This is a genomic window from Nostoc sp. PCC 9305, assembly GCF_963920915.1.
Lineage (GTDB): Bacteria > Cyanobacteriota > Cyanobacteriia > Cyanobacteriales > Nostocaceae > Nostoc.
Genome location: NZ_CAWUDN010000013.1, coordinates 84,671 through 109,662 on the forward strand (window position 1 = coordinate 84,671; position 24,992 = coordinate 109,662).

At 42.1% G+C, this 24,992-nt stretch carries 20 protein-coding genes; 8 read left to right on the top strand and 12 right to left on the bottom strand.

Features of this window, described 5'->3' with window-relative positions; all coding sequences use genetic code 11:
* Nucleotides 1–148: 148 nt before the first annotated feature.
* A complete protein-coding gene (locus ACM0OX_RS07475) occupies nt 149–1,606 on the bottom strand; it encodes an efflux RND transporter periplasmic adaptor subunit (RefSeq protein ID WP_414514322.1) in 1,458 nt (485 codons plus the stop codon).
* A 570-nt stretch (nt 1,607–2,176) separates the two neighbouring features.
* Here ACM0OX_RS07475 and ACM0OX_RS07480 point away from each other — a divergent pair.
* The 4 genes from ACM0OX_RS07480 (at nt 2,177) to mutS (ending at nt 7,868) form a co-directional block, all read left to right on the top strand.
* Entirely contained in the window at nt 2,177–3,058 is an 882-nt protein-coding gene (locus ACM0OX_RS07480; protein WP_335050348.1) for an Npun_R2479 family HD domain-containing metalloprotein, read from the top strand.
* A gap of 106 nt (nt 3,059–3,164) precedes the next feature.
* Nucleotides 3,165–4,280 (top strand): ABC transporter permease, encoded by a 1,116-nt coding sequence (locus ACM0OX_RS07485; RefSeq protein ID WP_414514323.1) that lies wholly within the window; start codon nt 3,165–3,167, stop codon nt 4,278–4,280.
* A gap of 174 nt (nt 4,281–4,454) precedes the next feature.
* Entirely contained in the window at nt 4,455–4,910 is a 456-nt protein-coding gene (locus ACM0OX_RS07490; RefSeq protein WP_414514324.1) for a tellurite resistance TerB family protein, read from the top strand.
* A 339-nt stretch (nt 4,911–5,249) separates the two neighbouring features.
* Nucleotides 5,250–7,868 (top strand): DNA mismatch repair protein MutS, encoded by a 2,619-nt coding sequence (gene mutS / locus ACM0OX_RS07495; protein WP_414514341.1) that lies wholly within the window; start codon nt 5,250–5,252, stop codon nt 7,866–7,868.
* Nucleotides 7,869–8,285: 417 nt separating this feature from the next.
* Here mutS and ACM0OX_RS07500 read toward each other — a convergent pair whose 3' ends face one another.
* The 10 genes from ACM0OX_RS07500 to ACM0OX_RS07545 form a co-directional block, all read right to left on the bottom strand.
* Nucleotides 8,286–8,855: a peptidylprolyl isomerase gene (locus ACM0OX_RS07500; RefSeq protein ID WP_414514325.1), complete on the bottom strand. Its 570-nt coding sequence runs from the start codon at nt 8,853–8,855 to the stop codon at nt 8,286–8,288.
* A gap of 118 nt (nt 8,856–8,973) precedes the next feature.
* Nucleotides 8,974–10,980 carry a primary-amine oxidase gene (locus ACM0OX_RS07505; RefSeq protein WP_414514326.1) on the bottom strand — a complete coding sequence of 669 codons (2,007 nt, stop codon included), beginning with the start codon at nt 10,978–10,980 and terminating at the stop codon, nt 8,974–8,976.
* 174 nt (nt 10,981–11,154) lie between these two features.
* On the bottom strand, nt 11,155–11,679 hold the full coding sequence (locus ACM0OX_RS07510; RefSeq protein ID WP_334701197.1) for a tetratricopeptide repeat protein: 525 nt from the start codon (nt 11,677–11,679) through the stop codon (nt 11,155–11,157).
* 128 nt (nt 11,680–11,807) lie between these two features.
* Nucleotides 11,808–12,623: a transporter substrate-binding domain-containing protein gene (locus ACM0OX_RS07515; protein WP_414514327.1), complete on the bottom strand. Its 816-nt coding sequence runs from the start codon at nt 12,621–12,623 to the stop codon at nt 11,808–11,810.
* A 12-nt stretch (nt 12,624–12,635) separates the two neighbouring features.
* Nucleotides 12,636–12,992 carry a 50S ribosomal protein L20 gene (gene rplT, locus ACM0OX_RS07520; protein ID WP_104908268.1) on the bottom strand — a complete coding sequence of 119 codons (357 nt, stop codon included), beginning with the start codon at nt 12,990–12,992 and terminating at the stop codon, nt 12,636–12,638.
* Nucleotides 12,993–13,011: 19 nt separating this feature from the next.
* A complete protein-coding gene (gene rpmI, locus ACM0OX_RS07525) occupies nt 13,012–13,209 on the bottom strand; it encodes a 50S ribosomal protein L35 (protein ID WP_292819649.1) in 198 nt (65 codons plus the stop codon).
* Nucleotides 13,210–13,525: 316 nt separating this feature from the next.
* Nucleotides 13,526–14,251, bottom strand: coding sequence for a hypothetical protein (locus tag ACM0OX_RS07530; protein WP_414514328.1), 726 nt, complete (start codon nt 14,249–14,251; stop codon nt 13,526–13,528).
* Nucleotides 14,252–14,522: 271 nt separating this feature from the next.
* Nucleotides 14,523–16,985 (bottom strand): ATP-dependent helicase, encoded by a 2,463-nt coding sequence (locus ACM0OX_RS07535; RefSeq protein WP_414514329.1) that lies wholly within the window; start codon nt 16,983–16,985, stop codon nt 14,523–14,525.
* A gap of 239 nt (nt 16,986–17,224) precedes the next feature.
* Nucleotides 17,225–17,998: an aquaporin Z gene (gene aqpZ / locus ACM0OX_RS07540; protein ID WP_414514330.1), complete on the bottom strand. Its 774-nt coding sequence runs from the start codon at nt 17,996–17,998 to the stop codon at nt 17,225–17,227.
* A gap of 581 nt (nt 17,999–18,579) precedes the next feature.
* Nucleotides 18,580–19,668 (bottom strand): RuBisCO accumulation factor 1, encoded by a 1,089-nt coding sequence (locus ACM0OX_RS07545; protein ID WP_414514331.1) that lies wholly within the window; start codon nt 19,666–19,668, stop codon nt 18,580–18,582.
* A gap of 309 nt (nt 19,669–19,977) precedes the next feature.
* Here ACM0OX_RS07545 and ACM0OX_RS07550 point away from each other — a divergent pair, with 309 nt between their 5' ends.
* The 3 genes from ACM0OX_RS07550 to ACM0OX_RS07560 all read left to right on the top strand — a co-directional run bounded on the left by ACM0OX_RS07550 (nt 19,978) and on the right by ACM0OX_RS07560 (nt 23,065).
* On the top strand, nt 19,978–20,922 hold the full coding sequence (locus ACM0OX_RS07550; protein ID WP_289795550.1) for a response regulator: 945 nt from the start codon (nt 19,978–19,980) through the stop codon (nt 20,920–20,922).
* Nucleotides 20,923–21,004: 82 nt separating this feature from the next.
* Nucleotides 21,005–21,709 (top strand): bifunctional demethylmenaquinone methyltransferase/2-methoxy-6-polyprenyl-1,4-benzoquinol methylase UbiE, encoded by a 705-nt coding sequence (gene ubiE / locus ACM0OX_RS07555; RefSeq protein WP_414514332.1) that lies wholly within the window; start codon nt 21,005–21,007, stop codon nt 21,707–21,709.
* Nucleotides 21,710–21,829: 120 nt separating this feature from the next.
* Nucleotides 21,830–23,065, top strand: coding sequence for a DUF445 domain-containing protein (locus ACM0OX_RS07560; RefSeq protein WP_414514333.1), 1,236 nt, complete (start codon nt 21,830–21,832; stop codon nt 23,063–23,065).
* 83 nt (nt 23,066–23,148) lie between these two features.
* On the opposite strand, the gene ACM0OX_RS07565 is transcribed toward ACM0OX_RS07560, so the two are convergent.
* Nucleotides 23,149–23,724 carry a Uma2 family endonuclease gene (locus ACM0OX_RS07565; RefSeq protein WP_414514334.1) on the bottom strand — a complete coding sequence of 192 codons (576 nt, stop codon included), beginning with the start codon at nt 23,722–23,724 and terminating at the stop codon, nt 23,149–23,151.
* A 419-nt stretch (nt 23,725–24,143) separates the two neighbouring features.
* On the opposite strand from ACM0OX_RS07565, the gene ACM0OX_RS07570 reads away from it, so the two are divergent.
* Nucleotides 24,144–24,959: a hypothetical protein gene (locus ACM0OX_RS07570; RefSeq protein ID WP_414514335.1), complete on the top strand. Its 816-nt coding sequence runs from the start codon at nt 24,144–24,146 to the stop codon at nt 24,957–24,959.
* The last annotated feature ends 33 nt before the right edge of the window (nt 24,960–24,992 follow it).

A 24,992-nucleotide genomic window follows, 5' to 3' on the forward strand; every position in this document is an offset into this window, starting at 1 on the left:
CTCTCTGTGTTCTCTGCGTCTCTGTGGTAGCCTGCGGCAAACCGCTCCGCGTCTACGTTTCTTTGGATAATTTATTTCTTGGAAGTCGCTTACAAAGTGACTTTGCGCTGAATCTCCACAAATTACATTCGGAATTCTGACTCCTGCTTCAATCTACAACTCGCACTTTGTCGCCATCTTTGAGATAGCCTGCACCATCAACGACAACGCGATCGCCTAACTGTAACCCACTCTTGATTTCCACCGTGTCGTTATTACCAGGATCTCCTAACTCGACTTTCTGGCTGTTGACTGTATTTTCACTCGATAAGATAAATACAATTACACTTGCGTCAGCTTGGGACTGCACTGCTTTTTGTGGCACTACCATTTTCATCCCTGAGTCAGTAGTAATTGCAGCACTAGCAAACATTCCTGGTTTAAGTAAAGTTGTTGGCGGCAAGTCAATTTTCACTGTCGCCTCCCGTCTTTGATCGTTCAGCTGTGGTTGTATATCTCTGACTCGTCCTTGCGATCGCACCCGCCGATCGACATCAGAAGTAATTTGCACCGATGCGCCAATTTTCACCTGAGTTAGTTGAGTTTCGGGCACCTTCGCCTGAAGTTCTAACTTTTCATCTCGGATAATCGAAAATAGTTTTTGTGTGCCACCAATCACATTTCCCACCTGAGTTTGCGGCGGTACACCAGTCACATCACCAACTCTAGCCAGTTTCTCAGCGATGACTCCCGAAACCGGGGCACGTACAACAGTTTGTCCTAACTGAGTTTGCAGTTGTTGCACCTTAGCAGCACTGCTTTTGACATCGGCTTTGGCTTTGTTGACGATCGCTTGGGCGTTATTAATATTGGCTTGGGCACTGCCGATATTAGCCTGGGCACTACGTATATTTTCTTGGGACAGGTTCACAACTTCTATGGCAGTTTTCACATTGTAGGAACGAGTATCAAGTTCTTGTTTGCTAATCGTCCCAGAATCAGCGAGTTGTTGATAGCGCTGATAATTTTTGGCTGCTTCCTCTAACCTGGCCTTAGCTTGAGCTAAATCGGCTTGTCTTTGCTGGACTATTGCTTTATTTGATGCCAAATCTGCCTGCTTGGATGCCACATCTGCTTGCTTGGATGCCACATCTGCTTGTTTCGATTCCACATCTGCTTTTGCTTGGCTAATTTGGCTTTGCACTATAGAATCATCCAACACCGCCAACACTTGACCTTGTTTGACAAAAGCTCCTTCTTTGACATTTACGGGAATGCTTTTAATTTGTAAACCGTTTGTTTGCGGTAGCACCGGAATTAAATCACTCGCGGCTACAGTCCCAGTAGTTTTGAGTGTACGGACAACGCGGGCGGTTTCTACTGTGGCGATGGTGACTGTCATCGCTGGGTTAACTTTTTTATCCGCTACCGCACTTTGTTGACGGGATGGAGAACGATTTAATACACTCATCCCAACCAAGGCGATCGCAATTCCTAAACCAGTACCTAAGAATAATGGCTTAAACCATACCCTGGTTAGTTTTTGATCTGATTTGCTTAAAAAATTCCTATCTTCAGAGGTTATAGCTTCTTCCACCTCAACTTCTGAAAGACTTTCATCGCTCACAGTTTCACCTCTACTTGCTGTCTATGCATACCAAATCTTGGTATTTTCTTAAGAAAACTTGAAGTTTATTTACTTCGATATCAACTATGACGCATTTCATAGTAAATGTCTTTTATCTGCAATAGTATATAAGACAACTTTGTTACCAAGAGAAATTACCACCATAAAAATGATATTAAATTTTATGTAGATTATGATACAAAAAATTATCTCATCTCATAGAGCTACTCTATGTCACACACCATCTGTATTTAGATCGCTGTCAATCAATGCTTAGATATGAAAAACTGATATAGCACATCTAGATTTATCTAATTAGAATCGAAATTATTTATGTACCTTGGTACACCAGTAAATTATTTTCTACACGTAATCAATCATTCCTCTAAAGCCTTGTGTTGCCAGGAAGCCGTGCATCCAGTTATAGATAAAGCTAGCGTCTATAGCTACACGTGAGTTACAAAGGAGCAAACTCCATTACCTGAAATTCCAGCAAGGGTGGCCTTGATTCTGGAATTTTGAAATCAATCAAAATCAATAAAAAATTGGTATTTACCAGAGAAAGCAGATATGTTCAATGCCACTGAAATTTTAATTGATGCCTTCGTAAACGAAATTCGAGACGGCTACCGTCGCACTTATGGCTGCTTTAAAAATGATTATCAGGACATTATCGCCTGGGCAGGTAACATGGCTTTGGAAAACATTGCCAATAGCGATGCCCTTTATCACAATGTTGAACACACTGTCTTAGTCACCCTGGTGGGACAAGAAATTTTACGTGGCAAACATATCAGAGAAGGCGGTGTTTCTAGTGAAGACTGGTTGCATTGTATTATTTCTTTAGTCAGTCATGATATTGGCTATGTTAAGGGAGTTTGCCGACAAGACCGAGAAACAGCAAACTTATATTCCACAGGTAAAAATGGCAGAATGATTTCTGTGGCTGCTGGCGCTTCTGATGCTAGTTTGACGCCGTATCATGTTGATAGAGCCAAGCTATTTATTGATGAGCGTTTTGGAGGCCACAAGTTAATCGATGCTGAGGCAATTAAGAGCAATATTGAATTGACTCGATTTCCCGTACCTGCGGCGGAAGATCATCAAGATACAAAATGCTTTGCAGGATTAGTCCGTGCTGCTGATTTGATTGGTCAACTAAGCGACCCGCGTTACCTGAAGAAAATTACTTCTTTATTTTACGAATTTGAAGAAACTGGTGTAAATAAAGTTTTGGGCTATAAAACCCCTGCTGATTTGCGTAACAACTACGCTAAGTTTTACTGGAATGGCGTATATCCTTATATCCAAGAAGGACTGCATTACCTATCATTGACACAACAGGGAAAACAAATTCTCGCGAATCTCTACTCAAACGTGTTTGTTGTGGAACATGAAAAACAACAGGAAGAACAGCAGCGGTATTTAGAGCAGTTAGCAGTTAAGAGTTAGGAGTTGGGAGTTAGGAGTTTAGGAGTTGAAAATTATTAATCATGAGTTATGAATTAAGATAAAAACTTAATAACTCATAACTCCTAACTTATAACTCCTAACTACTATGGATTGGTGGCGACGACTTAAGAAAAATCCTTTGGCACGATTTGGGGCCATTTTGCTGTTAATTTTCTATATAGGAGTAATTGCAGCTGATTTCGTAGCTCCTTATGACCCCTATGCTTCACAGCCTAATGGTTCACTGCTGCCACCAACTAAGATACACTGGGTTTCTCAATCAGGGCAGTTTATTGGGCCTTATGTTTATCCGACGACTCAGGGAGATACAAATTTAGATACAGGCGATCGCAAACTCATTGTAGACTCGACAAAGCCTTCGCCTCTGCGTCTATTTGTCTCCGGGCCAGAATACCGATTGTTGCAGATGAGTTTGCCACTACCGCCGAAGTGGGATGAAGTTACAATCTTTGGTGGTATCCCCTTAAATTGGCATTTATTTGGCACAACAACTGGCGCAAAAGTCAATATTTTGGGTACTGATGACCAAGGCCGCGACCAATTTAGTCGCCTGCTGCATGGCGGTCGCATCAGTATGTTTATCGGGATTTTTGGCATTATCATTACCTATCCCCTCGGTTTGCTTATCGGGGGAATTTCTGGCTATTTCGGCGGTGTGACTGATAGCGTCATTATGCGCTTGGCAGAAGTGCTAATGACTTTCCCTAGTATTTATCTTTTGGTAACATTGGGCGCAGTCTTACCAGCGGGTTTAAGTAGTACCCAGCGCTTTTTGCTGATTGTGGTGATTACTTCGGTGATTAGCTGGGCTGGTTTAGCACGGGTCATTCGGGGACAGGTACTATCAATTAAAGAGCGAGAATTTGTCCAAGCAGCGCGTGCAATGGGTGGGAACCCAATTTATATCATCGTCCGCCACGTTTTACCGCAAACGGCTAGTTATGTAATTATCTCTGCGACTCTTGCAATTCCCAGCTTTATTGGTGCAGAGGCGATATTGAGTCTTATCGGCTTGGGTATTCAACAACCAGACCCTTCTTGGGGAAATATGCTTTCTCTGGCTAGCAATGCTTCAATTTTGGTACTGCAACCTTGGTTAATTTGGCCGCCGGCTGTGCTGATTATCCTCACAGTGCTGGCATTCAACTTACTTGGTGATGGACTCAGAGATGCACTCGATCCTCGTAGTTTAAGAAGATAAACTTTCAATACCGTTTTTATACGCAGATGAATATATTCTCTGCGTATTTTTTATGGAAAAAAGATTTATCCCAATGTATATTTCTGCATTCTTTTGGGAATCATAAATCGAGGAAGCATGATAAACCGCAAAATATGACTTCCTGAAATATCACGTAACTTTTAGAGGATAATTATGTCTAAACGCAAGTTGCCCAAAGGCCGTAGTGTTAGTTCAGTTGCTCTAGAACCAGAAGTAGCGATCGCAATTCTGGGGTTGTTTTCTGCTGCGGCTGATGGTGAAGGTATTTCTTCCACAGAAGAATATGCTTTGAGTGAATTTCTCGGTCGGGTTGACTTATTTGAAGATTACTCTGAAGAAGACTTTGAAGAATTGACCGAAAAAGTCGTCAGCTTGATTGAAGAAGAAGAACCAGAAGATTTAATCGCCCAATCTATCGAATCCTTACCCAATAGAGGTTATCGTGAAGCTGCATACATTACAGCTATCTTAGTAGTAGGAATTGACGAAGAAGTACCCGAAAGCGAACAAGATTATATCTCTGAACTTCAAGAAGCCTTAAATATTTCAGACGAACGCGCACAAGAACTTATAGACGCAGTATTCGGAGAAGAAGAGGAAGAAGAGTAATATTTTTTGACTTGCAACCTCATACGATTTTGGATTTTGGATTGTGAAACATCCATTGGATAAGTGTTTCAGTTTTCCATCTGTCGCAATCATTTTTCAAATTGGTATCAGTCATCTACCATCTTTAATTTGGGGTTGCTAATTTAGAATATGAAATAATTTTGTTTGGGTTAAGTTGTTCAGATTCCCGGCTTCATGAAGAAGTTGGGAATTTTGCATTGTATCAAAATTAACATCTTTCAGATAAAAGTAAAATATCCTTGAGCGATCGCCATTCAACTTTCACATCACGTTATCATCGGATATTGGGGAATTTCCGTGCGTAACTCGATAGCATCTATGACCGCCTCTCACTCTGAAACTCCATCTACCAAACCCGATGCAAGTACTTTTATTTCTGACCATCTACAGGTGGATCGCAGTAAGCTAAGTCAAATGTACTTGCATTATGTCGAGACGAAGGATAAATATCCTCACGCGGTATTGCTGTATCGGGTAGGAGATTTCTTTGAATGCTATTTCCAAGATGCTGTAAAACTAGCGCAAGAATTGGAATTAGTTCTCACTAGTAAGCAAGCTGGGGAACAAGGACGGGTGGCGATGTCTGGTGTTCCGCATCACGCTTGGGAACGCTACGCGACAATGCTGGTAGAAAAAGGCTACGCAGTAGTAATTTGCGATCAAGTGGAAGATGCTTCTGAAGCTGCTGGGAGATTGGTGCGGCGAGAAGTAACGCGCATTCTTACACCCGGCACTTTGCTAGAAGAAGGAATGCTCAAATCCAGTCGCAATAATTACTTAGCAGCAGTAGTCATTGCCGCAAATCATTGGGGTTTAGCCTATGCAGACATCTCTACAGGTGAATTTCTCACCACTCAAGGTAGCGATTTAGAACATTTGACCCAAGAATTAATGCGCTTGCAACCATCAGAAGTGCTGGTTCCGACAAATGCGCCCGATTTAGGTAGTTTGCTGCGTCCCGGAGAAACTTCGCCACATCTTCCTGAGTGTTTGCCACCATCATTTTGTTATAGTTTGCGATCGCAAGTACCATTTTCTCAAGGTGAAGCTAGACCTAGATTATTGCAGAAATTTAAGGTGCGATCGCTCGAAGGACTTGGTTGCGATCATCTTCCCCTCGCTGTCCGCGCGGCTGGCGGTCTTCTCGAATACCTGGAAGACACTCAAAAAGAAAACCCTGTCACTCTTCAGAGACTCCGCAGCTATACTGTCACCGACTACTTAATTGTTGACAATCAAACCCGCCGTAACCTAGAAATTACCCAAACCGTCCGGGATGGAACTTTTCACGGTTCCCTACTTTGGGCGTTAGATAAAACTAGTACAGCAATGGGTGGGCGGGCTTTGCGGCGATGGTTGTTGCAACCCCTACTTGATATTAAAGGCATTCGGGCGCGACAAGATACCATCCAAGAATTGATGGAAAATACACCCCTGCGTCAAGATTTGCGGCATTTGTTAAGGCAAATTTACGATCTAGAACGCCTCACAGGAAGGGCGGGTTCTGGTACAGCTAATGCTAGAGATTTAGTAGCTTTGGCAGATTCCCTCTCACGCTTACCGGAATTATCCAACTTAGTAGTTGAGACGCGTTCTCCTTTTCTGAAAGCTTTGCAGAAAGTCCCAAGTGTGTTGGAAGAATTGGCACAAAAGTTACACGCACATCTTGTAGAGTCGCCACCCATACTAATTAAAGAAGGCGGATTAATTCGTCATAGTGTAAATCCCCTGTTGGATGAAAGGAAGGCGACTGTAGAAGCAGACCAGCAATGGATTGCCAACTTGGAAGTTGATGAGAGGGCTAAGACGGGAATTTCCACACTGAAGGTAGGATTTAACAAAACCTTTGGTTATTACATCAGTATTTCTCGCACCAAAGCTGACCAAGTACCCGCTAACTATATTCGCAAGCAAACTTTGACCAATGAGGAACGTTACATCACCCCAGATTTAAAGGAACGAGAAGCCCGGATTCTGACGGCGCGAGATGATTTAAATCAGTTGGAATATGAGATTTTTACGGCATTGCGGGAAGAGGTAGCGCAAGAGGCGGAAGTAATTCGCAATTTATCTCGCGCAGTAGCGGCGGCGGATGTGTTGTGTGGTTTGGCTGAGTTGGCGGTGCATCAAGGTTACTGTCGTCCCGAAATGTTGCCTGGAAGGGAGATAAACATTGTTGATGGGCGTCATCCGGTAGTGGAACAGTCTTTACCTGCGGGTTTCTTTGTGCCGAATTCGACGCAATTGGGAAGTGAGGAAACGAACCACAGAGGCGCAGAGGACGCAGAGGAGAAGGAGAAGAGTTTCCCCTCTCCCTCTCCTGACTTAATTATTCTGACTGGGCCAAATGCGAGTGGCAAAAGTTGTTATTTGCGTCAGGTGGGATTGATTCAGTTAATGGCGCAAATTGGTAGTTTTGTACCAGCTAGATTTGCTAGATTGGGAATATGCGATCGCATTTTCACCCGTGTCGGTGCAGTAGATGATTTAGCGACTGGTCAATCTACCTTCATGGTGGAGATGAATGAAACCGCAAATATTCTCAACCATGCTACATCTAGGTCGCTGGTATTATTAGATGAAATTGGTCGCGGAACAGCAACATTTGATGGTCTTTCCATAGCTTGGGCGGTGGCAGAATATATAGCAGTTGATATTCGGTCACGGACAATTTTTGCCACCCACTACCACGAATTAAATGAACTGGCTAGCATTATCCCGAATGTGGCTAACTATCAGGTGACGGTGAAAGAATTACCCGACCAAATTATCTTTTTGCACCAAGTTCAACCAGGAGGTGCTGATAAATCTTATGGAATTGAAGCGGGAAGATTGGCGGGTTTACCAGCCGTAGTTATTCAACGCGCAAAACAAGTGATGGGGCAAATTGAAAAACACAGTAAGATTGCGATGGGGCTGCAAAATCTTGATGGATAAACAAGCTTGTAGTAAGGACTTTAGTCCTTATTGTCTAAGAGGTGTTTGATAAAGTATTTCACTGTGACTTTAGACACTTTCAGATCCTTCCTAACCCCCCTTAAAAAGGGGGGAACCGGAATTAAAGCCCCCCTTTTTAAGGGGGGTTGGGGGGATCGATAACGTTTTGCTACCGACGAAAGGACTTTTAAAACATCCTCTAAGCTCGACTTTATCCATTTTTTGGCAACACTCAAGCTGACGCTGAAATCTTTGTGGGGCGGTAGTTTTACTTTTTTGATTTCACCGAGAATAAGTGACATCGAAAAAGCTTTTGCTAAAAAGCTAGGATTTTTGCCGTATCAAGAGAACCAAGCTCTGAATTTTGGATAAAGTCGAGCTAAGCACTTTAGTGCTTACTACAAACCGAAGTGTTAATTACTTCCGAAAAATTTCTACTTTTTGTAACACCACTTCTTGATTTGGACGATCTCTAGTTGTAGGCACATTAGCAATCTTCTTGACTATATCTAGACCTTGGACAACTTCACCAAAGACACTGTGTTTGTTATCAAGGTGAGGCGTTGGTGCTTCTGTAATGAACCATTGCGAACCATTAGTACCGCGTCCGGCATTAGCCATCGACAGGATACCTGCACCAGTGTGTCTCAATTCAGGATGAAACTCATCCTCAAATTGATATCCTGGGCCACCAGTACCCCATCGGTTGGCTGTATCTAGATAACGACTCAGAGGATCGCCACACTGAATCATAAAATCAGGGATGACTCGGTGAAAGCGAACTCCATCGTAAGCTGGAGTTCCCTTACCAGATTGACCTGTTTTAGGGTCTTTCCAGTCGATTGTTCCAGTTGCTAGACCGACAAAATTTTTGACAGTGTTGGGGGTTCGCTCTTCTTCTAAACGAACTACAATTTCACCCAAGGAAGTAATTAAACGAGCGTGCAGTGTTCCATCACCGGGAATATTAATTTCTGGAAAGTTCATTAGATATCCTATTTTAACCAGTGCCAGTATTTGAACTATATAAGTTTATCAGCATTCAAGTTACCGCCTTTAGACATGAAAAAAACCTGAAGGCAGGAAACTTGAGCTAACAAATATTTTACTCAAGCAAATTTATTGCTGGATTACGGCTAAAGAATCCTCTAGGGACTAGCTTAAAGCCAACTCGGTGAACAGGCATCACAGGCCAATCTTCCGATCGCGGAATATGAGTTACGCCCATTGTGTACCACAGTACGATATCTTCACCCAGCAACGACTCATTGTCTGAGATATATTTTGGTAAACCCTGTCCGGGTTGAGTTTGGTTAGGATAATCTCCCCCAGCATAAAGTTCAGTAGGTTTATATTTTGTTACCCACACGTGATGAGTTGCAAATTCTGCCCGTTGACGGATTTTCGAGCCTTCCACAGGGAAAAATATGGAATTTCCTTCAGGCATCAGCATATATCCAGGTGCAGCACCGAGAGCATTCTTTTTGTCTGCGCTAACAATCATCCATTTCCGACTGCTTTTCATATCCAAATCGCGCACAGCAGAGATTTCTTTGGCTAGTGGGGTTTCTGAAAGTGCGATCGCATTTCCTAAAGAATTTTTCTCATCCATCGGCAAAGCTTTCACATTCATTTCCATCGCAGAATTAGCCTGACCATCAACATCAAAATCTAAGCGATAGTTAAAAAAGTGCTGATGATTTACTCCAAAGATATTCTTAGCAATTAGCCGACCATAAGAATCATCATCAGATTGCTTTTGAGCAGCCGTTCCTTGCGCCAGTACGATACCCGTTAATTCATTTTGGACTTCCAAAGTCCCATCTTGGTGAAAGATCCAATTGATGCTGTAATCATAGTTATCAATGGCTACCGTCATCTTCATCACTAATTCTCGACTGCGACGGACATCATTACGCTGAGTATTATACTCATAGTGTTTCCACAGCATTCCGTTATCGCGTTCGTAGATACCGATAACCCCTGGTATTTGATAAGGTTCTCCCTGCTCATTAGCAAATACAGCATTTAGCAACAAGCCATTTTCGGGAATTTCTTTACCTAATTCCATCGTATTTGCTAGTAGACCTAAGTTGTATTCTCCAACATCGAAAGCATTTCTGAACGACCAAGTAGGCTTAGGATCGCCATAAGGAACTACCATTTCTGAGAGGCTAGCGCGGTATAAAACTGGTCGAATATTTTCCCCATCTTTATGCGTTACTTGGTAGAGCATTAATCCATTACGAGGATGCATTGAATAGCGAAACTTCCAACCTTGCCAGCTAATTTCATTGTCTTCGATCTGGAAACTTCTCCCATTAGGTTGGATAATCTTCAATGCTTTAAGTGGTGACAGTAATTTTCCCAAGGATTTGATATCATAATCCCAGTTTTCTTTAGAGAAAGGTACGTTTCCTCTATCAATAAAACTGGCAACTTTACCTGTGTTCAAATTGACTGTTGCTAAGACTCCTTCAATCGGACTACCGTAATAGTTCCAGCCTTTGCCTTTGTAGTAAGATAAGCCGCGACAAAGACGATTACCTGTTGCTTCTTCTTGTTCGCTGAGAATTCCTGGAGACCACCAACTAATTTTGACCCGATCGAAATCGGTAATTCCCCGCCTTTGCATCGCTTTTTGCCATCGGGGATCGGCTTTGACAACTTGAGTTGCTAGTTCATATTCGGAATTAACGATCGCAGGTTGAACTGACGGTATTTCTTTCCAAGAACTTAAGGTTTTGCTTCTTAGGTCAACGATACCTTCAAAAGTTTTGTTTTGCGTAGGACAGAGTCCTTGCCGCAGGCATCGCTCATAGATTACCAAAAACACTTTTCGCTGGAATACTTTACCAGGTGTAAATTTAAGAACTTCTTCTTTATCGGGTTCTTGTAAAGCAATAAGTGGAAAAACTGCCATTTCGCTCAAAGTTTTTTCTCTTTGGATGACCGAAACAGCTGTGCTGATTTCTACCTCTGTTAGCGAAGTGAGAGGATGGGAAATCGAAGGCTGTTGAGCCGTCAATCTTCCTATTAGTCCGAGTGGGAAAGAAATGACAACAATGATGGCAATAGATAGCCACAAAAAATGCTTTAGCCGCTTAATCATCTTTTACATTTTTACAAAAGACTTATAGTTATCTATTTCCAAACCTAAGATTGAAAACCGATAAATTAAGAGGCTAAAGTGAAATTAATTATAATAAAATAACCCCACACCGCTAAAGCACAGCTATGAGGGGGTGGGGTTCCGGGTATTAGGCTTAATTACCTGGACATTATCTTATGCAGAAACTAAACGGCGTAAAGATTCAGCACGACGTTTAGCAATAGAGTTATTTGGAGCTAATTTGAGTGCTTCTTCGTAAGCTTGTAACGCCTGAGTAGTTAATTTTTTCTTCTCGTAGGCGTGACCGAGATTATTCAATCCTGTTACGTAGTCTGGTTTAGATTTGAGAGCTTCTTTGTACTGACGAATTGCTAAGTCATATTGCTCTTGGGTAAAATAAATATAGCCGAGTCCGTTGTAAATGGGGGCGATATCTTCTTCTCCCTCTTCTTCAGCAGCTTTAAGAGCTTTTTGAAGTAGCGCGATCGCTTGAGAGTACATTTTTTTTTCTGAATAAATACTGCCTAACTCATAATATTCTTGAGTCGTACCCTTTTCTTTCTCTAATTTCTTTCGCAATCTTGCAAAAGAGCCTTCAACCTTGCGAGTTTTGAAAATTTGGCGAAAAACACCCACGGCTGCAATTGTGAGTATAACCACCAAAATTGAGAGATAAACAACGGCTAGACTGTTATCCATTACTGCAAATACAAATATTATAAAGTTTGTTATTTGTCATTTATCATTTGTCCTTGGTTATTTGTTAATGACCAATACTTCGACTACGCTCAGTACAAGTGACGAATGACTAATGACCAATGACCAATTTACGGTAAACCCCAATATTGAGAGCGTTCCTGGAGCCAACCTTTTTCTAAATAACGAGCGATCGCGTGATTCACATTTCGTCTAAACTCATCGTACTGCAATCCCTTGGGCATTACTACACATAAGGGTTCAGTTGATAATTTTGTTGGCAGTAGCCGATATTGAGGATATTGTTGCACCCAACCGCTTAGAACACTAGCATCTGCGGCAAAGGCTACGGCGGCATTGTTTTCTATTTGCTCTCGCGCTTCTTTATAGGAATCTACTCCTACTAACTCGGCATTTGGCACATAGTACCGCACTTGAGCAATAGTGCTGGAGTTGTTGAGTACGGCAATCTTTTGTTTTGATAGATCGCTCAACTGCTGCACAGAGGCATCTTTTGTAACTAATCTAGTGCCATCCAAATAGTAGGGAACACTGAAACTAACTATGCGGGCGCGTGACTCGGTTGCTGTGACTCTAGCGATCGCAAAATCAACTTTCTTGTCTAAGACTACAGACAGGCGATCGCGATTCGCTACAGGTTGAAATTTTACAGCTTCGGCTTTACCAACCAAGTCAACTGCCAAACGCTTGGCCAAGTCAATTTCTAAGCCTTGCAAATTCCCGTTGGCATCTTTAAATCCCAAGGGACGCAAGTTATCTTTAACGGCAACATTTAAATAGCCCCGCTGCTGAATTTCTGACATTTCGGCAGCAGATGCAGTTAATCCCGTCCCTACTAGAGAAAAGCAAAAAATCCAAAAGATAGTGGCGGATAATACCAGATGTAACCGAGTAATTGCTTGCCGTCTGTTACATCTGTTATACATCCCTTACCACCTTTATCCTTTAGCTTGAATTGCCAATTCAGCAACTTTGCCGAAACTAGCTGGATCGAGGACTGCTAATTGCGCCAACATTTTGCGATTTAGTTGGATATCAGCTTTTTTCAAGTTACCGATCAACTGGCTGTAACTCAAGCCGTGTTGCCTGGAAGCAGCATTGATGCGGGCGATCCAAAGGCGACGAAAATCGCGCTTTTTCTTTTTGCGATCGCGGTAGGCACTCCGTAGCGCCTTCATCACTTGTTGGTTAGCAGTTCTAAACAGAGTTGAATGGGAACCGCGAAAACCTTTAGCTAGTTTGAGAATTTTATTGCGGCGTTTGCGAGCTACATTACCGCGTTTTACCCGAGTCATAACTTATTTCCTAAAATACTTACAAATATGGGAGCATCAAGCGAACGTTAAGTTCATCGCGTTCGTGTACAAGCGTACTCTGACGCAGACCACGCTTTTTGTTAGAAGATTTGTGTTCTAAAAGGTGGCTTTTGAACGCTTTGCGACGGACGATTTTACCGCTACCGGTGGCACGGAATCGTTTTGCCGCGGCTTTACGAGTCTTTAGTTTAGGCATGGTCTAGCTTTGATTCGACACGATCCATTATTATATACTATAAAAATTGCTATAACTGCAATTAAATAAAGGATTTAGCCAACGGCGAATCGTTATTCAGGAGTCAGAATTCTGTACAAATGGTGGATACCGTAGCATAAAGCCTCTCTTCATCCTTTGGAGACGCTAACGCTAACGCTTAGAGTAAGTCCGCGATCGCCTGAATAATCGGGTTTAAAATCTCACCAAATCCTTGGCGAGTCTGAATAACCGACTGCTAGCGCAAGCGTCTTGATTCTGACTCCTGAATTCTGACTCCTGACTCCTGAATTCTTCTTCAATAACTTTTTTCAGTAGCGTTGGCTTTGGGATCTAAAATTATTTGCGAAGTGGATTTATTCACATGGTAAGTCCAAGATTGCTCTTTAACCTTGACAATCACTTCCCACCCTTCCACTGGATCGTACTGCTGCGTGCAGACTTCGCCAAAGTTGAATTGGCAGAGATTCCCAAAGGTTTTTGGTGTAGTTCGAGTAATTTTTAAATCAGTAATTTCCACCCCAGAACGGCTGGAAGCATCGCTCAAAATTGCATCTGCGATCGCCTTCGGCAATGTTTGTGAGGTACTCACTTTGGGATCTAAAATTATTTGCTTTCCAGATTTATCTACATGGTAAGTCCACGAATCTTGGCGGACTTTGACAACTACTTCCCAGCCTTCAATGGGGTTGTATTCCCTAGTACAAACTTCTCCAAATCTGAACACACAGGGATTACTAAAGGTTTTCGATGTGACTTGGGTAATCTCTAATTCTCGTTTGCGCAAGCCGGAATGCCTAGAAGCATCTCGTAAAATTTTATTAGCGATCGTTTTCGGCAACTCGTTTGCTTGGGATTGGGATACTTCAGTGCCTTCTGGGTAAGGAATAGCACCAGCAGAATTGTTTTCAATGAGTCCAAATCCACAAGATAGCAAGCTTGTCAACACCAGCGTCAAGAAAATTCCTCTGGGTGACTGGAAGGTACTTTTAATTACAGCAGATGCTTGGGTGATTGATTTCATAATATATATTGATTGTTAAAAATTGAACGAATAATATCGCAATTGCAATCATAGTTTGTTTGACGTTGCACTCTTAATTCAGTTTCTTTATTAAAGAGTGGGGGGGCAAGGGAGCAGCACTTCTCTACGAGACGCTGCGCGTAGCTTGCTTCCCCGGAGGGGTACGACTACGCTCAGTAACCGGGGAGAAGTTGCAGTAAGTCTTTCCCCTCTGCCCCTCTGCCCCTCTGCCTCTCCGCACCTCTGCCTCTTGTACCCCATGCCCCATCCCTTATACTTGTTTGCTCATTGCCGTTAAATTCACCACACATTCAGGAAATTGGCGTTTTAATGCTGGAAACACCGGACAAGGCGCTTGTTCTTGTAAATTGTCCGGTTTACTCCAAGTAAAGGGGGCTTTCTGCGCCGCAGACATCCACAGCAAAAGCTTTGCTCGTGTCATGGCAACATAGAGTAAACGATACTCTTCAGATGTTTTCAAATTCTTTGCCACCTCCCATGCTTGACTAACATCCGGTATGACAGATTCTTCGTGGAGAGTCGCGCGAATTTGGGCGCGGGCTACTTCTGATAAGGTGAAGTCGCCTAGAAATTGGCTTTGGGGAGGAACCCAAAATCTGCCAGGAATCAAGTTTTCGTGGAGAAAAGGAAGAAACACATAGTCCCAATCTAGCCCTTTAGCTTTGTGCATAGTGATAATCGTCAGTTGACCGCGACGGGTATAACGTTCTTCCGAATCCTCGGTTTCCACTGGTTCAAACCGTTCGGAACTAACGATTTCACTTAAAGCTGACAGCATTCCCCCCATCGAACTATTGCCAGCTATCTGCTGGTTTACCCGTTCTGCAAGTTTATCAGCAGTTGCCAATTCTGCCTGGTCATAATTTAAAGTCAAGGCGAGAAAGGAAATTAGCTGGTATAAGGGCAATTCCAAACGAGCGCGGAGCAAGCTGCGACACAATTTTGCAGCTTTTTGTACTGTTTCTGGCTGGGGTACTGCTAGGGGGCCAGGATACAAAAACTCTTCTGGAAGACTAGCAAGGGCGTTGAGGTCTTGGGTAGGAATTAATTGGCGCTGTACTAATGCTTCTAGGGCAGCTTTGAGGTAATCGGGGGAGTGGGGGCGATCGCAAAATTGCAATAATGCCAAAATTTCTTGAGGAACATGGGAACGGCGATCGCGTTCTCCCACATCGTAAAGTGTAATTTTATGCTCTTTGCACAGAGGTGTCAGAGCTTCTGCTAACCAGCGTCCTTGACGATTTTCTCGGACTAAAATCGCTGCACTATTTTTTGTTGGATCTTCACCAAATAACTCAATTACTCTTTGAGATAACAATTCAACGGTGTGATGAATATCGCGCGGTGTATAAAGTTCTAATCCTCGTCCTACGGGTGCTGGGTTGGCGTTAGCTTGCGGATCGCCAACTTCCACAGGGCGAATTGTCTGCAAGCGAAATGGTACTTGTCGGTTGTCAGGAATCTGTTGTTTGTTGTTAGTTTTGGTTGTTGCTAACCACTGATTATTGATCCATTTGAGAGCAAAGTTAGCAGCTTCAATGATAATTCTAGTACTGCGACCAGCTCGATCCATCGTTGCCAATCGTTCGATGCGATCGCACTCTTCGCAAAATTGCCGGAAATAAATCGGATCGGCTGGAGTAAAGGTAGAGTTAATCGCCTGGTTCGGGTCGCCAACTCGCACTAGATTGAGTGTTGACTGATGACTGATGACTGATGATTGAGGAGTTATTATTCTCTCCCTGCCCCCTGCCCCCTGCCCCCTGCCCCCTGCCTCCTCTCCCCGATTACTCGCCAAAATTTCTAATAGCTGCGTCTGAAGAGGGCTAGAATCTTGAGCTTCGTCTTCAAAGACGGCGAATATTTGGTTTTGCTCAACGTGACGGGCACTGTCGTTTTCTAAAACGCGTAGTGCGGCTAAAATCATATCGTCGTAATCTATAAAATCACGCGATCGCATCAAGTTTTGATATTGCTCGTACAATCCCGCCGCTACGCTCAAAATTGCATATTCGTCTGTGGTTTGCTTACTCCACTCCCGCAACAATTCTGGTGATATCCCAGAACTTTTTGCTTCATGAATTACCGTATTAGCCAATTCTGGTAATACTTCTGTTCGCAGCACCGATTGACGACGCAACCTTTCTGTCTCTTCTCCATCAAATTGATGACCTTCTAATAACCGCAAATATACATCTGGATTATTTACAATCCATTGTTCTACAGCAGTTCTGATAAAGCGGTGACTTTGAGTTGGCGTAATTAATATGACATTTTCTAACTGCAAACCCGACAAATCAGAATGGCGGTTGGCAATGTTCAAGGCTAGACCGTGTAGGGTATAGACAAAAAATCCTGTCTGAGGTAAAGATAAATCATCTCTTAAAAATTTACGAATCTTCGCTTTAATATTGGCAGCAGCAGAGCGAGTAAAAGTAACGACTACCAACTGACGGCGAGAAGATGAACGCTCATATTGACGGGCGATCGCGATCGCTGCTGCCGCCGCCATTCCAGTAGATTTGCCTGCACCAGGAACGGCTGAAATCGCCAAAGGGCCAGATTGCCAATCAGCCATTTGCTGCTGTCCAGGGCGGAGACTATTGCGGATTGCGAGAATCTTCTCTTGCAAAGAAGGAATAGGCGATCGCTCAGACAATTCTGAGTCAAGTAATTCTTGAATAACAGGAGTCGTAAATTTAGAGTCGGACATATCAAATTATATACTTTAAATAATAGAGATTAAATTTAATTCCCAAACCGCAGATATGAATAATCTTCGGTGATTCTTAATCCCAAATTATTAACAAAATACTCCACCGTTCTTGTTTTAACTGTTTTAGTAAACTATCTGCATCAAATGCGTGTGTATATACTTAAATATTATGTCAACCCCCTGACTAAACATATAACACTTGGTTAATTTGTTCAGTTAGGGGATTGTTAAGAAAATTAGACTAGTTCTTTGATATTTTGCCGTTCATCTACAGTTGATTCACTAAAGACGGCTACGTACAACCATCCTGCTAAAATAGCCCCCAATATCGGAGCTATCCAGAACAGCCAGACTTGTGAAAATAGTTCTACACCCGCAAATAGAGCAACTCCAGTACTACGGGCAGGATTAACCGAGGTATTGGTTACAGGAATGCTAATTAGGTGAATTAAAGTGAGTCCAAAACCAATTGCCAGTGGTGCAAATCCTTTAGGAGCAAGGCTGTCAGTCACACCCAGAATAATCAGCAGAAACATGAAAGTCATCACAACTTCACTAATGAAGCAAGCAAACAGCGTGTAACCACCTGGAGAATGAGTCCCGTAACCGTTGGTAGCCAGTGGGTTGGAGCCAGTTAGGGTAAATCCAGTTTTGCCGCTAGCAATCAGGTAGATAATGCCCGCACCAACAACTGCGCCGATTAATTGAGAGGCGATATAAGGTAGTAAGTCAGATCCCGGAAAGCGCTTACCTGCCCACAGTCCAAAGGAAACAGCTGGATTGAAATGACCACCAGAAATATGACCAAGAGCATAAGCCCCTGTGAGGACAGTAAGTCCGAATGCCAAAGATACACCTACTAATCCAATCCCCAATGGAAAAGAAGTATTCTCGCTGATTTTTGCAGCATCTGCTGTGTAGGCTGCGGCTAAAACAGCACTACCACAGCCACCTAAAACAAGCCAAAATGTGCCGATAAATTCTGCCAAGCAACGTTTTGTGAAAGACATTTTTAGAAAATTCCTTGTTCCGCTACAAATGAGTGATAGTTACGTTACACAATGTTGAAGTCATTGCTGTCAACAGAAAATCTATTGCCTTTGTTGCGTTATGGAACTAAATCGAAAAAAATAGAGATTTTTTCTCAATAGTGAATTGTGGTGATAAGTAGGTGGGCGTAAATATTTGTCGTTGGGATCAGGCAGGAGGAAAGAGGGTTTTAGCCTCGTTCATTTTTGTTAACATAGTTTGGTTTATTCTGCCGACCTACTTAAAATATGAAAATACAGTAAAAGCTAAAATAATAGGAAAAATACTTAATTTCTTAAGAATTTTGCTCTCATAATAAATTTGTTGCAATACGGTTGGTCTTAGCTTCAAAAACCTGAAACTGCGTAACTTGCTTATCTAGTAATGGTATCAAGGCAAACCCAACAAATCACCAAAAATATTTGGTTTAGTTCTTCAACCCAACCTACGATTTTCATTAACTCAACCTTGTTGAGGTTTTTGCTCCAGTTAGTTTAATTTTCAACACTCCCACACCTTCTGGCGTGAGAGTGTTACGCAGTTAGCTCGTCTAAAATTGAATTTATTCGTCAATCTGCCATGAATCCTTAGTTAATTCTTCATCCAGAATTTTCTTAGGACGCACAATGATAATAACTTGTCCTAATAGAGGAATTTCTGGCTCAGTTTCAAACCATTGAAAATCTAATTCACCACCATTTTCAACGACAAAATAGCTGGAGGCATCCCATTCTCGTTGGGCACGATCTATCACAACTACGACTGGCCCTGTTTGGCTTTGGGTTTGGATGGGGAAGCGATCGCTATTCGCTAAAATCACTACTGGATCTTCTGCTGCCAATAGCACTTGCCAACCTGGTAAGGGTACCCAAGCTTGTTCTCCAGAAAACTTAACCAGGCGAAATGGTTCAATTTCTGTCAGTATGGGCACAGCTTGCAAGTCTTGGCGTGATAATGGCAACTCGCCGACTACAGGCAAGATTCGGGGTAACTGTTCTTCAAATTCCAGGCGGTAAAACGGTAAAATTGGCGCTGGACGCTGAGGAACGGTAGTAAAATCAGTCAGTAACTGTTCGATTTTTTGCCTTGCACCTGGCGTATGAGCAAAACGCAAACCTTTGGCGATTAGGCGCGATCGCTGTTGTAAATCTGCATTTTGGCGTGCCAGTTTCCAAACTTGGTGAGCAACAGCATCCCCAGGATGGGCAGAAAATCCTTCTGGTAATGTGCGGTAATAAGAGAACTCTTTCAGGGCTTTGGCTATATCCCGTGCCTCATCAGCATCAACATTGTGGATAAAGATCAGTTCGGCAGCAGCGGCGCGTTCTTCTTGAGTAAGTAAACGTAGCTCGTATAAAACATCGCTGCCGCGTGTAGTATAGTGCGATCGCGTTTCTGCTGATACTCCAAATTTTTCCAAAGAATTGTAAACTTGAGAACCAACAACCACCTGGTTTTGTTGAATCGGCTCAAATCCAGTCGCCTCAAAAATTTCTTGGGGGTTGAAACCGGTTTTTAGCAACGAGGCGATCGCGGCTCCCCATTCCACCCAGTTGCCTTGTTTTTGCCTCAGTCTTCGCAGTAACTCTTGTGCTACATCGTTTGTAGGATTATCTTCGGGATTCTGAGTGTTGGGTGGTAAATCAGTCATAATCGGAGTGCGAGCTTCAACTTGAGAGGTTAATTAATACCTCATGAGCAAGTATTATTCTAATCTATACCCAGACCTACACCTCATCCACGATCAAAACTGCCATAGTTTCGCTAATTTAGTTGGTTTTTATCGCGCAACATTTTTTAATTCTGATATTTGGGCAGGCAAATTTCCTGTGTAGCGCTCACTATTAGCGTTCTCAAATATGCAAAATAACTCCGTATAAACCCTTGGCGATATTCGGCTATTCTCAACTAAACTTGGTATGGAATATAACAAGAGAGTAAATATTTAAAGGAAAATCTTATGGATAAACCCAATCTCGAAATTGATAAAGTCCAATCTCAAGTTATGACTCTCGAACGACCAAAAAAGCTGAAAATACTGGTAGTTGACGATGAGCCAGATAATCTCGATTTACTTTATCGCACATTTCGACGCGACTTTAATGTTCTGAAAGCTGATAGTGGGGTGAACGCTCTACAAGTTTTGGCAACAGAAGGGGAGGTAGCGGTGATTATCTCCGATCAACGGATGCCAGAAATGAAAGGGACTGAGTTTCTCAGTAAGACTGTACCTCAGTTTCCCGATACAGTAAGAATAATTCTCACTGGATTTACTGATATAGAAGACTTGGTAGAAGCAATTAATGCCGGACAAGTCTACAAATATATCACCAAGCCTTGGGATCCAGGGGAACTGAAGGCAGTGGTGCAAAGAGCAGCCGAAACCTACGACTTACTCAAGCAACGTACAGAAGAATTACGCCGCGCTCATGCTCAAATGGCGCTGCTGAGTGTTTTGGTACAGGTAACTCAAGCCGCTTCTAGCTTAGAAGAAACCCTCGCTCCCATTGCTAGGGCTGTGAGTGAAACTTTTGGGGCAGACGGCTGTATTTTACAACTTACAGATGGAAATACTCTGGTTGCAACTCAAGGAACTTACAGCGATACAGGTACAATAGAAAATTGGCTATCTCAAGATCCACTAACTAGGGAAGCGATCGCTACAGGACAAATGCAAGTTTCCTTAAATGTACTTAAAGACACTAAATTAGTTGATGCGATTCACTACCAAAATACGGGTGTGCAAGCACATTTAGTGATCCCAATTAGCTACCGCAATCAACTTTTGGGTGTATTGTCGCTCCAGTGGAAACAACCTTGCACCTTGCGAGAAGATGAATTGGTGCTAATTAATTTATCAGCACAACTAGTGGCGATCGCTCTGACTAGTAGTCACTCTCATTAAGGTATTGTGTAGTTGTCATTAGTCATTTGTCCTTTATTCTTGGCAAATGACAAATGACTAATGACCAATGACTTATTGACCAATGACTAACGAAATTCAGTCCATTTTTAACCGTATTGCTCCAGTTTATGACCAATTAAACGATTGGTTGAGTCTGGGACAGCATCGAATCTGGAAGGAAATGGCAGTAAAATGGAGTGCAGCTAAACCGGGAGATACTGCATTAGATTTATGTTGCGGTAGTGGTGATTTAGCTTTACGTTTGGCACGGCGTATCGGAGCAACAGGACAGGTGTATGGAGTGGATTTTTCCCAAAACCTGCTAGAAAACGCTAAAGAACGCTCCCAAAGACAGTACCCCCAACCTCCTATCACCTGGGTAGAAGCTGATGTCCTCAATTTACCCTTTGACGACAACCAATTTGATGCCGCAACAATGGGCTATGGTTTAAGAAATGTTAAAGATATTCCCCGCAGTCTCCAAGAGCTACACCGGGTTTTGAAGCCGGGAGCTAAAGCCGCAATTTTAGACTTTCATCGACCGAGCAATCCTCAGCTACGCGCCTTTCAGCAGTTGTATCTGGACAGTTTTGTAGTGCCAGTTGCCAATTATTTAGGCTTAAAAGAAGAATATGCTTACATCAGTCCCAGCTTAGATCGCTTTCCCATTGGCAAAGAGCAAATAGAGTTAGCTCATCAAGTTGGTTTTGCAGTTGCCACACACTACCCCATTGCGAACGGTATGATGGGAGTGTTAGTGCTTAGTAAGTTAGGAGTTATTAGTTAAAAGTTATGAATTATGAGTAGTGATAAATTCTCATTTAAAATTTATCATTCCTAACTCCTAACTTCTAACTCCTAACTCCTAACTCTAAGCTCTAACCTCCTAACTTTTTAAATTCTTCCCTTGGACTGGTCTCATCTTTGGCTTTATGTGTCTCCCCCGGTACTGGGTGGAATTATTGGCTATTTCACAAATGATATAGCCATAAAAATGTTGTTCCGTCCTTACCGAGCAATTTATATCGCTGGACGAAGAGTACCCTTCACCCCTGGATTGATCCCCCGCAATCAAGAACGTCTGGCTAAGAACATTTCTAATACAATCATGGGGTCACTGTTGACACCACAAGAATTGCAAAATCTGGCACGGCGTTTATTGCAAACAGAACGCGTGCAATCAGCAATTCTCTGGTTGTTGCGGTTAGCAATTGAACAAATAAAAACAGATAAAAACGAGAAAAGCGCCAAAATTGTAGCTGGAATTTTGCGGGATTTATTAGGGGAATCTTTGCCACGATTGCTCAAGGTTTTAGCGCGGCGCGAAGATTTTTTGGAAGCGCAGATCAATCAAATTTTTGACCAGATATTGCTGGAATTTCAACTGAGCGAAGAACAAGCTACGCGGCTTGCCGATTGGTTGTTGCAAATAGTTTTACCGCCGGATCTGCTCCGCCAAACAATAGTTGATTTTTTGACCGATCGCACCATTCAAATTATCGATGAAGGCTTCCGCGAAAAAACCAGTGGGACTTATTGGGTAGTAGCAAATTTGTTTGGCTTACGTAATACTCTGACACGCCTAAGAACTTTTTGTTTGGATGAAAAGGAGGCTGCTAATAGTCGCTTGCAGGAATTGACTCAAGATTTGCAGATCCGCGATCGCATTCGGAAATTACTGCAAAATTTATCATTACAAAACTTGCCAATGGGTACGGTTCGTCAACTCCGAAAAACCACCCGCGAAAGTGTCCGCCATTACCTGCAAAATAGTGGCAGCGATTTTTTACAAGGATTAACTGATTCTGTTGATTGGGAAAATATTGCTGTCGTGCTGCTGAATCGTCTTAGTACTTCACCAGTTGTCAGTACTTCTTTAGAAGTCATGAGTCAAGAGTTGGCTCTAATTTTAGAGAAGTATTTGGAAAAAGATTTAGAAGCAATTGTGGCGCAGGTAATTCCAATTTTATCGATAGATGAAGTGATAGTTGACCGTGTAAAATCAACTTCACCGGCTGATTTAGAAGCTGCAATTGAGGGAATTGTCAAAAATGAATTGCAGGCGATTGTGACTTTAGGTGGTGTTTTAGGTTTTGTTATCGGGTTATTGCAGTCGGTATTTTTAATACTAAGTCAATATTAATTTTTGGTTTTTACCCGTAAATTTTTATCAAAAAATAGTTGCAATTTCGTCAAATTATGAAATGAGGGGAATTGAGCGATCGCCTAACTCAAAATCTGTGCTAAATTCAGCACAAATCCTGGTAATACATCTTCTCCTGATAAGCTAGTAGGCGATCGCAAAACCTCAACTTCCTGTCCTGGGCGATAAATTTCCACCTGTTGATTCTGCGGATCAATCAGCCAGCCTAAACGTACACCGCTGTCAATATACTCCTGCATTTTTTGTTGCACAGTCTTTAAGCTGTCTGAAGCAGAGCGTAATTCTACCGCAAAATCTGGAGCGAGTGGTAGGAATCTTGCAGGGTCTGGATTCAGGGCTTCTAATCGCTCCCGACTCACCCACGATGCATCTGGAGAACGATTTGCACCATTAGGAAGCTTGAAACCTGTTGAAGAATCAAAAGCCAAACCTGTGCCATCAGCGTCAGCCCAAAACTCTAACCGGGCTGTTAGTTTTGAATTTCGATTTCCGCTTTCCCATCCAGTAGGTGGCATAATAATTAATTCTCCCTCTGCCGTGCGCTCAAGTCGCAAATCTCGATTATTCTGACACAGTTGGAAGAACTGCTCATCTGTTAATTCAATGGTGGGGCTGAGGTTCAGAATCAGGGCAGTCATAATTGCCTCTCAAGCTTTCTAACTGTAGCGTAGCACTGGGTTAACCTAGTATGTTAACCATTTAACAATTACCATGCTTACTAGAAAGCTATTTCCAATCATGTAGAAATTGTTTCACTGTTATCTGTCTGATAAGAGCAGATGAGAGTTGATGTTTTTTCTCTCAGCTTTTAATAACAGGACGCTGTATTCAATCATACTCTCTTATTGTTGTATTTATTTAGCACATTTAGTCTAAATTTCCGAACCTACCCTTGCCCAAAAGTAAAACAGAGTAAGCGTTATAGCTCTTGTTGAATGCTTATGGCATCATTTTGCTATGTTACTACTATTCTAGTATTAAATTTTACATAGAGTTTTAAATTATTTTACTTCAAGGCTTATATTGTAAATCTGATTAATATTAGAGAGTATATTAAATGAAAGAAAGACAAAAAATCACTAGATTTAACGGAATATCAAAGTGGTTATCTAATTCAGTTAGTGAATCTGAAGATAAGCGGTACATACATCGTCTGCTCAAAGAAGATAAAAGCCAACGAGATATAATTCTCAATGAATTAATATTAATCGTTCAAAAAGCCCATGAAGATGCTCGATATCGCCTTCGTAAATTAGCAGGAAATTCTCTTTTTCCATTTGGGGATTTTTCAGAAAGCGATCCAAGCTATGGCTATCCTGAGCGTCTTCATATTCAGACACTCAAAGGTTATTTTGGGGAGATATTTGCAGGAATTATTGCTGAAAATTTTGCTCCTTTTGGGCAAGATAATTGGGAAGTTCCCGCTTTTCTCTTTCGATTCCACCCAGTTGCGTTTCAGCATTTAGAATTTCTAAAGCAAACTGGAGAAACTGCAAAGCCACAACCTGGACGTACAGGTGATGATTGTCTTGCCTTTCGGCGTAATAGTGAAGGAGTAATTATTGCTTCTTTAATTTGCGAAGCAAAATGCACAGCCAATCATGACACAAACATGATATCTGAAGCACATATAAAAGCAAATAAATCAAGTGGATATCCAGTTGATATTCCACAACTTATTGATATTTTGCAAGATTATAATGATGATTTATCTTTTAACTGGAAAAACGCTCTACAAGCTTTACAGCTAAAGATAAAGCTAAATAAAATTGATAAAAATTACGAGAGTTGTTATTTAATTAGTTATATATGTGGTCAGCATCCTGTCAAAAAGCTAACTTGGATATCTCCTAATAACTGGAGTTTAGACTAAAAGCGATATGAGAGAACGCAAATCAAAAGGAAT